Source organism: Aeromicrobium sp. P5_D10, assembly GCF_054049535.1.
This window is the reverse complement of the sequence record NZ_JBFUME010000003.1, coordinates 606,928-613,591: the sequence shown is the minus strand read 5'-3', so window position 1 is coordinate 613,591 and position 6,664 is coordinate 606,928. Positions and strand designations below refer to the sequence as shown.

The 6,664-nt window shown below is 64.3% G+C and carries 4 protein-coding genes and 1 pseudogene; 3 read left to right on the top strand and 2 right to left on the bottom strand.

Annotation, left to right across the window (positions count from 1 at the left end; genetic code table 11):
* Window positions 1–516 (top strand): annotated as a pseudogene (locus ACXJKC_RS07895) (tetratricopeptide repeat protein); the annotation flags it as partial.
* A gap of 12 nt (window positions 517–528) precedes the next feature.
* Here the strand turns inward: ACXJKC_RS07895 and ACXJKC_RS07890 are convergent.
* On the bottom strand, window positions 529–2,643 hold the full coding sequence (locus ACXJKC_RS07890) for a S9 family peptidase (RefSeq protein ID WP_456696141.1): 2,115 nt from the start codon (window positions 2,641–2,643) through the stop codon (window positions 529–531).
* Window positions 2,640–4,016: a DNA polymerase IV gene (locus tag ACXJKC_RS07885; RefSeq protein WP_456696140.1), complete on the bottom strand. Its 1,377-nt coding sequence runs from the start codon at window positions 4,014–4,016 to the stop codon at window positions 2,640–2,642. The genes ACXJKC_RS07890 and ACXJKC_RS07885 overlap by 4 nt, the downstream gene beginning before the upstream one ends.
* 81 nt (window positions 4,017–4,097) lie before the next feature.
* On the opposite strand from ACXJKC_RS07885, the gene ACXJKC_RS07880 reads away from it, so the two are divergent.
* Both ACXJKC_RS07880 and ACXJKC_RS07875 read left to right on the top strand, forming a co-directional pair.
* Complete coding sequence (locus tag ACXJKC_RS07880) at window positions 4,098–5,117, top strand: DUF4192 domain-containing protein (protein ID WP_456696139.1); 1,020 nt, start codon at window positions 4,098–4,100, stop codon at window positions 5,115–5,117.
* Between the two features lie 36 nt (window positions 5,118–5,153).
* Entirely contained in the window at window positions 5,154–6,632 is a 1,479-nt protein-coding gene (locus tag ACXJKC_RS07875) for a glutamate-cysteine ligase family protein (RefSeq protein WP_456696138.1), read from the top strand.
* Window positions 6,633–6,664 lie beyond the last annotated feature (32 nt).

Sequence of the window (6,664 nt, the reverse complement as noted above, 5' to 3'; positions counted from 1 at the left end):
CATGCCCTGGCAGCTCGCGCGCGCGCCACGCGTACGGGACTCGTCCGCGAAGCCTGCGGTGAAACTGCCTACGCCGCCGGTAAATGGGCCGAGGCGCTCTCAGAATTCCGCACCGCCCGCCGCATGAACGGCAACACCGCCTACGCACCCATGATGGCCGACTGCGAACGCGCCCTCAAACGCCCCACCAAAGCACTTGAGTACGACACCCCCGAAACCCGCTCCCACCTCGACGAAGCCGGCAACATCGAACTCACCATCGTGGTGGCCGGTGCCCGACGCGACCTCGGACAACACGACGCAGCACTGCGTCTCCTCGAAACCGAGCCCCTGCACACCAAGGGTCGTGGGGAGTGGGTCCCGCGGCTGCGCTATGCCTATGCTGACACGCTGCTCAGCGCTGGCCGCAAGGACGATGCGATCGAGTGGTTCCATCGCACCGTTGCAGTCGACGGCAACAAAACCACCGACGCCGAACAACGCCTCACCGAACTCGGTGAGACGCCGCAGAGCTGACCCAGCGAGCCGTTATGCCTGGGTGGCAGTTTCGATGATCCAGGCGAGTTCCCAGGCTCGTTCCTTCCAGGAGGCGTAGCGGCCGCTGACGCCGCCGTGGCCGGCGTGCATTTCGGTCTTCAACAGGATCGGCGCACCGCCGGTGGCGCTGGCACGCAGTTGCGCTACCCACTTGGCCGGTTCGACGTACATGACCCGCGTGTCGTGCAGGCTGGTCACCGCGAGAATCGCCGGATAGTCGTGCTCACCGACGTTCTCGTAGGGGGAGTAGGACTTCATGTACGCGTAGACGTCGGGATCGTCGAGGGGGTTGCCCCACTCATCCCATTCGATGACCGTCAGTGGCAATGACGGGTCGAGGATCGTCGTGAGGGCGTCGACGAACGGAACCGCGGCCACGATGCCGGCGAATGCGTCTGGCGCGAGATTGGCGACTGCGCCCATCAATAGCCCGCCAGCACTGCCGCCCTCCGCGATGAGCCGGTCGGCCGAGGTCCAGCCTTCATCGACCAGATGCCGTGCACTGGCGATGAAGTCGGTGAACGTGTTGCGCTTGTTGAGCTGTTTGCCGTCGTCGTACCAGTGCCGACCAAGCTCTCCGCCGCCTCGCACGTGCGCGATCGCGAAGACGAAGCCGCGGTCGAGCAGCGACAGACGCATGACCGAGAAACTTGGGTCCATGCTGGCTTCGTAGGAGCCGTAGCCGTAGAGCAGCGCGGGCGCTGAGCCATCGCGCGGAGTGTCTTTGCGGCAAACGATCGATATCGGAACACGGGTTCCGTCGTCGGCGATCGCCCAGGTGCGGTGCTGCTCGTACTGATCGGCATCGTAACCGCCGAGAACAGGTGCCTGCTTGCGCAGGATCAGTGTGCGGTTCTCCGGGTCGTAGTCGAACACCGAGGACGGCGTGACGAATGAACCGACACCGACTCGGATCAGCGGTGGGTCCCATTCGGCATTCGAACCGACGCCGCTGGTGAACAGCTCCTCGCCGAAGTCGATCTCGGTCAACTCGCCGATGCCATCGGGCCCGATCGGCATGATTGCTACCCGGGCCAGCGCGTCGCGACGCAATGAGATCACCAGATATCGTGCAAAGACATCGACATCTTCTAGGCGGGTCGTATCACTGCCGGTCAGGATGACCGTGCGGTCTTCGGGATCGTCGACGGGCACTGTGACGAGTTCGAAGTTGAGCGCATTCTCGTTGTGCAGGATGACGAAGCGGTCTTCTCCGTTGACGACCGCATGTTCCAGCGAATACTCGACACCTTCGCGGCGGGGGAGTACTACGCGGAATTCGCCCTCGGGCTGATCGGCTTCAAGCACGCGATACTCGCTGGTGATCTTCGAGCCGATTCCGATCACGAGATAACGCTCGGAATGGGTCCGGCCCACCCCGATGAAGTACCGCTCGTCGGACTCCTCGAAGACGAGGACGTCGTCGCCGGTCGTGCCGACGGTGTGGCGCCACACACGATGGGGGCGCCAAGCGTCGTCGACAGTCGTGTAGAACAGGTGACTGCCGCCCGCTGACCAGGTGGCCCCGGCGCTGGCGCCGGCGATCTCGTCGGGAAGCACTTCACCGGTGCGCAGATCTTTGATGCGGATCGTGTAGCGCTCATCGCCTTGCACGTCGATCGACCAGGCAAGGAAGTTCTCGTCATCGCTGATACTGAAGGCGCCGAGCGAGAAGAACTCGTGACCTTCGGCCTCCACATTGGAGTCGAGCAGGATCTGCTCGCCCGGGATGGCGGTTTCGGCGTCGAGGTCAGGCGGCGTCCAGTCGTCGACGTCGTTGACCGCGCAGCGGCAACGGATCGCGTATTGCTGTCCCTCGACAGTGCGGGCGTAGTACCACCATGCGCCGTGCCGCGTGGGTACCGACATGTCGGTCTCGAGGGTGCGGGACTTGATCTCGTCGAATATCTGCTGACGCAGCGGCTCGAGATGCGCCGTTGCCGCGTCGGTGTGTGCGTTCTCTGCTTCGAGATAGGCCAGCGTGGCGGGATCTTCCTTGTCACGCATCCACTCGTAGGCGTCGACGAAGTCGTCGCCGTGGTGACTGCGCGTGATGGGGCGGCGCTCGGCAACCGGCGGGGGAACGATGGAAGCAGGGACAGTCATGTCTGAAACGTACCGGTGTGCCCCGCACCGAGTGCAGGGTCATCGGCCGCAAAGGTGTGAACAGGTCCCGGCGGCGTCCACCGGGTTTCGAAACGGACTGTCACTCGGCCGAGCCCGGCTCCCCAGACCCAGCCGTCGCCGTGGGCTTCGTGGTGCACGTCCATGCCCGGATGCCAGCGCAGGGGGCGCTCCTCGGGAGTTTCGGGCTCGTCGTGTTGATCGACCGGCTCGTCGATCTCTTCGTCGGCGAACAGGTCGTCCTGCACCCAGTCGGCCAGGCCGCTGACCCCGACACCGAGGAGGCGTAGTCCATTGCTGATGTCCTCGCCGGCGAGGAGACCGCGAGCGGTCGTCGCGAGGATGCGGGCATTGTCCGTCGGATGGGGCAATGTGGAGGATCGGGTATGTGTCTCGAAGTCGTGATGACGCATCTTGAGTGTGATGGTGCGTCCTGACAGGCCGTTCTTGCGCAGTCGTGCCGACACGCTGCGCGCCATTCGGTCGATGATGGTCTCGAGCTGCAGCCGATCGGAGATGTCTTGGTCGAAGGTGTCCTCGACGCTCACCGATTTGGTCTCACGATGCGCCACGACAGGACGATCGTCGATGGCTCTGGCCAGGCGGTGCAACGACCGACCTGACGATTGGCCGAGCAGCCGGACCAGTTCATCCTCGCTGGGCACGCGAAGGTCGTCGACCATCACGATGCCGACCCGGCGCAGGCGTTCTGCCGTTGCCGGACCGACACCCGGTATCGCGGTGACCTGCATCGGCCCGAGGATCGCGGACTCAGCGCCGGGGGCGACGATGAAGACGCCGTCGGGCTTGTTGATCTCGCTGGCGATCTTGGCCATCAGTTTGGAGGACGCGACACCGACCGAAGCCGTGAGGCCGCCGGTGATCTGGGTGATGTCGGCCCGGATCGCAGCGACGATCTCGGCGGTACGGTTCGGATCGAACTCGCTTCCGGCCGACAGATCGACGAATGCCTCATCGAGCGAGAGGGGTTCGATGAGTTCGGACTCCTGCCGGAGCCGATCCATGACGAGGCGGCTGGCTTCGCGGTACGCGTCGAATCGTCCGCCGAGGAACGCTGCGTGGGGGCAGCGGGCCCGGGCCTCGGCGGTGCGCATGGCTGATCGCACGCCGTGCACGCGCGCCTCGTAGGACGCCGTCGCGACCACTCCGCGCTGGCCGATCCCGCCAACAATGACCGGGCGTCCGCGCAGGGAGGGTTTGTCGCGCTGTTCGACCGACGCGAAGAAGGCATCGAGGTCGAGATGCATGATGGTCCGCCGTGAGGTCGGGGTGCTCACCGCAGCGGACGCCATGAGGACATTGTGACCGGTGCCTCCGACATCTGTGTTGTCCACATGCGCGCGCCTTGATCTGGTCGTCCACAGACGGGCCATGTCCGGGTGCTCACCCCCGGGTATGAAGGTGAGGCTGGCTGTATGACCAATTCACCCACGCGATTCACGGCCCACGATGTTCCCGACTTGATCAATGCGCTGCCGACGCTGTTCGGTTTCCGTCCTCGGGAGTCCCTTGTCGCGATCGCGACGCACGGGCCCAGGCGGCGATTCGGCTTCCGAATGCGTATGGACCTGCCGGGTGTGGCGTCTTCAGCGGCGGCAGCACGAATGGTCGTGGGCCACCTGCGTAACAATCACGCGGAGGGGGCGATTCTGATCGCGGTCACCCAGCACCAAGACACCGCCCTCGCACTCCTGGACGCGATCCATCGCGAGCTGGACGATTGCGGTGACATCGAGCTCATCGTCCGTGCGAGGGCGGACGACGAGCGCTACTGGACCGATGAACTGGCCGCGCCGCCGGACGGCACGGCCTATGAACTATCACTCCATCATCTGTCGATAGTCCAGGCCGTGGCTGCCGGCCAGGAGATACTGCGTGACCGCGAAGAGCTGGTCGCCCGATTCCAGGCTGTGTCGGGAGAACGCCGACGCTGGCTCGAGGCCGGCGCGACGGCTGTCCTGGCCGAGGTCGTACCGCAGGTGGCGCGATCGACACCCGGTGAACTCTCGTCTGTCGGGATGTCGGTCGTGGGTCCCATCCTCGAGCGTGGCCTGGCCGGAGAGGCGATGTCCGACGCCGACCTTCTGCGAGTCGCCATCTGGGTCTCCTGCGTCTCGGTGCGTGACGAGGTGTGGGGCCGCATAACGCATGATTCAGCGCGTGAGATGTTGACGGTTCTGACCACCGTGTCCCAGAGCGTGGTTCCGCCCTTCGAACCGGCGGTCCTGAGTCTGACCGCATTCGCAGCGTGGTTGGCTGGTGACGGCGCGCAGGCGATCATCGCCGTCGAGCGCGCCCTCGACGCCGACCCATGCTATTCGATGGCGTGTCTGTTTCTCAGAATCTTGGACGATGGCATCCCACCGACCGCGTGGGGCGCAGCCCGCATGGACGAGGCGACGCAGATGGGATCCGAAGTCACAGTTGTTCTCTGACGCGACGTGGCTCGCCAACGCATCTAGTGTGGGCCCATGGGTCAGGACGTCGATGCGCGTGAGTTCAGCCGTGAGGATCGCACCAGGTACAGGGCCAAAGTGCGTCGTTGCCTCGACGTCTTCGCCCAGATGTTGGGGGAGCGGGACTTCTCGTTCGACCACACACAGGTCGGGATCGAGATCGAATTCAACCTCGTCGACACCCAGGGTGATCCGGCGCTCCGCAATGCCGAGGCGCTTGCGGCGATAGCCGATCCCGACTTCCAGACAGAGCTCGGCCTCTTCAACATCGAGATCAACGTTCCGCCGCAGCGGGTCGACGGCATGGGACTGGACCGGCTGCAGGAGGCTTTGCGCGATGATCTCAACGCAGCCCAGGACAAGGCTTCGGGGGTGGATGCCCATCTGCTCATGATCGGGATTCTGCCAACTTTGCAGGACGGACATTTCAGCCGTAGCGCGATCTCAGCCAATCCGCGCTATCACTTGTTGTCAGAACAGATTCTGGCCGCACGGGGTGAAGACATCGAGATCGTCATCGACGGCGTCGATCGCCTGGAGACCACCGCTGACACGATCATTCCCGAGGCTGCCTGCACCAGCACCCAGCTGCATCTGCAGGTCCAGCCCGAAGATTTCGCTGCGACCTGGAACGCCGCTCAGGCGATCGCAGCAGTCCAAGTCGCGATCGGCGCGAACTCGCCATTCCTTCTGGGTCGGCACCTGTGGCACGAGACGCGAATCGCTCTGTTCGAGCAGGCCACTGACACCCGCAGCGAGGAACTCAAGGCACAGGGCGTCCGGCCTCGCGTGTTCTTCGGTGAACGTTGGATCACCTCGGTGTTCGATCTGTTCGAGGAGAATGTGCGCTATTTCCCTGCGCTGTTGCCTATCGTCGATGAGGAGGACCCCGTCACCGAGCTCGAGGCAGGTCGGGTGCCGAACCTCGGGGAGCTGCGACTGCACAATGGCACGGTGTATCGCTGGAACCGGCCTATCTACGACGTTGCAGATGGTCGCCCGCACCTGAGGATCGAGAACCGTCTGCTGCCAGCGGGCCCGACAGTGCTCGACACGATGGCGAATGCGGCGCTGTTCTACGGTTTGGTCACAGTGCTGCGATCGAGCGAGCGTCCGGTCTGGTCGCAACTGTCATTCAGGGCAGCCGAAGACAATTTCCATCAGGCGGCCCGCGAAGGTATCGACGCCGAGATCTACTGGCCCGGCGTGGGGACGGTTGCAGTGCGAGAACTCGCTTTGCGCCAACTCCTTCCGCTGGCGCACGCCGGTCTCGAACAGATGGGCGTCGACGCGAGCGTTCGCGAACGTCTTCTCGACGTCATCGAGCAGCGGTGCATCACCGGACGCAATGGGGCCACCTGGCTGATCCAGGAGTTCGAGCATCACAGTCTCGGCACGACTGACCGTCTCGCCGCGATGCGCGCCACGACGCAGACATATGAGTCGCATATGCATGACGGAGCTCCGGTTCACCTGTGGCCGACGCGAGCCTGAGAGCACCCTGAGATGGAAACACTTGGATGCTC

Excerpts from the sequence above, each read along its gene's own strand:
- ACXJKC_RS07875 (WP_456696138.1), top strand. The coding sequence starts at position 5,154 with ATGGGTCAGGACGTCGATGCGCGTGAGTTCAGCCGTGAGGATCGCACC.
- ACXJKC_RS07890 (WP_456696141.1), bottom strand. The coding sequence starts at position 2,643 with ATGACTGTCCCTGCTTCCATCGTTCCCCCGCCGGTTGCCGAGCGCCGC.
- ACXJKC_RS07880 (WP_456696139.1), top strand. The coding sequence starts at position 4,098 with ATGACCAATTCACCCACGCGATTCACGGCCCACGATGTTCCCGACTTG.